General features: G+C 68.9%; 4 protein-coding genes and 1 pseudogene. 2 read left to right on the top strand and 3 right to left on the bottom strand.

Annotated features, from left to right (window positions below):
* The first annotated feature begins 259 nt into the window (after positions 1 to 259).
* Positions 260 to 693: pseudogene (locus B2Y21_RS15360) on the top strand (SufE family protein).
* A 196-nt stretch (positions 694 to 889) separates the two neighbouring features.
* Positions 890 to 1,030, top strand: a complete 141-nt coding sequence (locus tag B2Y21_RS15355; RefSeq protein ID WP_292060706.1) for a hypothetical protein — start codon at positions 890 to 892, stop codon at positions 1,028 to 1,030.
* 22 nt (positions 1,031 to 1,052) lie between these two features.
* Here the strand turns inward: B2Y21_RS15355 and B2Y21_RS15350 are convergent, their stop codons facing one another.
* From B2Y21_RS15350 to B2Y21_RS15340, 3 genes are all read right to left on the bottom strand, one after another.
* Positions 1,053 to 2,111, bottom strand: coding sequence for a linear amide C-N hydrolase (locus tag B2Y21_RS15350; RefSeq protein WP_292060705.1), 1,059 nt, complete (start codon positions 2,109 to 2,111; stop codon positions 1,053 to 1,055).
* Positions 2,112 to 2,149: 38 nt separating this feature from the next.
* Entirely contained in the window at positions 2,150 to 2,941 is a 792-nt protein-coding gene (locus tag B2Y21_RS15345) for a hypothetical protein (RefSeq protein ID WP_292060704.1), read from the bottom strand.
* Positions 2,942 to 3,054: 113 nt separating this feature from the next.
* Positions 3,055 to 3,291: DUF6456 domain-containing protein (locus tag B2Y21_RS15340; protein WP_292060703.1), on the bottom strand; the 237-nt coding region annotated here is incomplete at its 5' end.

Below are 3,291 nucleotides of genomic sequence, written 5' to 3'. Positions count from 1 at the left end.
AACCCGACGACCGCCGTCCATCCGGCGTGCCAGGCGGCCACGGCGGTGCCGTCCCCGGCCTCGGCGGCTTCGGGGCGGCGGATGGGATCGAGAAGGGCGGTCCTAGACGTCACGGCCATCCGGGCGCAAGGGTTGAATCGGCCGTATAGCCTAGACCGCGCCCCAGGCGCCCCCTAGCGCGCTCGCCTGTCGGGGGAGCGAAGAGCCGGGTGTGAGGGGGGCGGTTGTGGCGAGGGCGCGCGCGGCCTATGTCGCGGCCATGACTTCCACCGCCGCTCCCGCCCGCTCCATCGACGAGACCCTGGCCGAACTGGNNAGTTCGACCTGCTGGGCGACTGGGAGGGGCGCATCGAATACGTCATCGACCTGGGCAAGGACTTGCCGCCCCTGCCCGAAGACGCGCGGATCGAGGCGAACAAGGTGCCGGGCTGCGCCGCCCAGGTCTGGCTGTCGACGCGGGGAGAGGGCGATCGCCTGTTCTTCGACGCCGACAGCGACAGCGCCCTGTCCAAGGGCAACATCGCCCTGCTGCTGCGGCTCTATTCCGGGCGGCTCCCGGCCGAGATTCTGGATTTCGACGCCAGGGCGGCCCTGGACCGTCTGGGCCTGCCCTCGGCCCTGACGCGGCAACGCGCCAACGGCCTGAACAGCATGGTCGGCCGCATCCGCGAAGCGGCGCTGGCGGCGGGCTGACCGCGCTTCTCGCTTCCGGTCGAACGCGATCGGGCGCATGATGGGGCGTCTCATCCTGTGCGGAGCGGTCCGATGTCGGTCCTGACGAAACGCGCGCCTTCCTTCTTCAATCCGATCCGAACGGCCGGCTGGAGCGCGGTCGGGCTGATCCTGCTGACGCCGCTGGTGGCCATGCAGTTCACCTCCGNNCGCCGCCGTGCTGCTGATCGGGGCGGGGCTGCTGCTGGAGTTGCTGTTGTGGAAGGCGCGGACGCCGCTGGCGCGGCTGGCGCTGGCCGGGGCGGTGATCCTGGCCGTGTTGGTGATCTGGGCCGAGGCGGCGGTCGGGATCTTCTGAACCCCGACCGCCTTGTCGCGGCTTACTGTTGCGGGCCCAGGAAGGGGAAGGCCCGCGCATTGCTGAACTTGGCGGTGGCGTCGCCGGCGTGGGTGTTGATCTGGTTCTCGCCCAGCTCCAGCCGCTTGACCGGGGCGCGCGGCGAGAAGTCGATCTTCTTCAGGTCCACCCAGAAGGTGTTCGGCGTCAGGGCCGACTCGAAGAAGTAGAGCTGACGCTTGTGATCCACGACCGTCCGCCAGCGGGTCGAGGAGATGTTCGGCTGGTCCGGGGTCGAGATGCCGAACGGCACCGAGACGTTGCGGATCACGCTGAACACGCTGGCCACGGCCATGTTCTGGTCTTCGAACTTGGGAATGGCGTTGGTGTAGAAGGCGGCCCGTGCATAGCGGTCGGCCGCCCGGTTGGTGCCCGGCAGCATGACCGTGCCGCCGATGCCTTCCCAATAGGTGTTCAGCGCCAGCTGCTGGTCGAAGGTCGGCGAGTTGGTCATCACCTGATAGTCGCGGCTGTGGTGGATCACCAGCTTGCCGTCGATGTATTCGAAGATGGCGCTGTCGCCGCTGCTGTCCGACAGGGACAGGTGCAGGGTGGTCAGCCGTTCCTGACCCGGCACGTTGTCGCTGACCAGAACGAACGGCTCGTCGCGCAGGCCTTCGACGGCCTCGGCCACGGTGGCGTAGTTGTCCAGCGCGTACTGCGCCCAGGCGGCGATGCTGAGGGCGGGCTTGTTCGGATCGTGGGCCGGGTATTCCGACTCCACCAGCCACAGGACGTTGGCGACCAGGCCCATCTCGTTCACGCCGTCGACGGTCGAGATGTCGTAGCCGCTGGCGATGACGCTGCCGTATTTGGACGTCCAGGTCAGGGAGTTCGGGCCGCCGGACCCGTCCCGCGCCATGCCGCGCGGAAAGATCCAGAGGTTGGTCATGATCTCGTCCTTCCAGTCCATCGACCGGGCGGTGATCACCGCGCCGTCGTGGCCGTGGTAGACAAGGCGGGTGCAGGCCTCGGCCGCCGGAACGGCCAGCATGAAGGTGGCGGCCAGGGCGGCGACGCCCTTCTTCATTCCAATACGCATGTCGTCTCCTGAGGTGAGAGGATCGTCGGGGGAGAGGGTCAGTAGGTCAGCGACAGGCCCAGCACCGGGCCGTGGCGGGTCACTTTCCAGTCGAAGCGCTGGCCGGTGAAATCGTCCTGCTCATAGTTCTGATGCAGCATGCGATAGCCGGCGTTGACCGAGACGGCGCCGCCCGCCAGGGGCGTGCGGTAGGAGGCCAGGGCCTGCCAGGCCAGGCTGTGACGGTCGTTGTCGCCCAGACCGCCGGCGTCGACCTGGGTCCGCAGGGTCCAGCGTTCGGACACGTCGCTCTCGACCCGCAGGCCCAGCAGCAGGTCGGTCCATTCCGCGCCCTTGTGCGTGGCGCCCAGCGGCGTGTTCAGCTCGGCCCGCAGCTTGCTCCAGCGGGCGCCGATCAGCGGCTCGACGCGGAAGCTGCGCGCGTCGCCGAAGGCGGTGCGGCCGCCGACGGGATCGTCGATCAGGCGGAACAGCACGCCGCCCGAGACGGTGGTCGACCGGGTGCCCAGCTCGGCCGGAACGCCCATCAGGGACACGCCCTCATTGGTCTTGGCGTACTGATAGTCGACGAAGGCGCCCCAGCGGCCCTTGCGCACCTCGACGTCGCCCATCACGACGCTCTCCAACTGGTCGAAGGCGTCCGAGGCGGACACGTCCACCGGCGCCTTGTGCCCGGCCAGGGTGACGTTGCCGTCCAGGGAGGTGGCCCAGATATAGGGGCTGACGGTGACGCGCCACTGGTCGTCGGCGCCGGCCTGGGCGCTGGCGGAACCGGCGACGGCGAGGCTCGCCAGCCCGAGAAGAAGCGAGGCGGGGCGGAGGAACGTCATGGGGAGTCTACTCACTGCGACCGAGAGGATCGCTCTTGGGTAGAACGGCCATGCTTAAGTAATCGTAGATCAGCAATCTTTGATTGTGCGTCCCGCATGACGGCGGCGCGCCGTCATGCGAGGCCGTAGTGCTCGGCCAGAGCCTGCAAACCCTGTTTCAGCAGGGTCTTGCCCTGACGGCGGCGCAGGGACAGGGCCTGCTCCGCCAGTTGCAGCGACGTGCCGTGGATGCAGACCTGTTCGACCATGGCGCGCAGACGCGGGCCGCAGGCGTCCAGCGCCGCCTTGACCCGGCCTGAGGCCGACAGGGCGCGGTCGCCCGGCTCGATCCGCCCCGCGCCGCCGCCCGA

Source organism: Brevundimonas sp. UBA5936, from assembly GCA_002430835.1.
In the GTDB taxonomy this organism is placed as follows: Bacteria; Pseudomonadota; Alphaproteobacteria; order Caulobacterales; family Caulobacteraceae; genus Brevundimonas.
This window is presented reverse-complemented; position numbering and strand designations above follow the sequence as displayed.

Coding starts and splice junctions, on each gene's coding strand:
- B2Y21_RS15345 (WP_292060704.1), bottom strand. CDS start 2,941: ATGACGTTCCTCCGCCCCGCCTCGCTTCTTCTCGGGCTGGCGAGCCTC.
- B2Y21_RS15350 (WP_292060705.1), bottom strand. CDS start 2,111: ATGCGTATTGGAATGAAGAAGGGCGTCGCCGCCCTGGCCGCCACCTTC.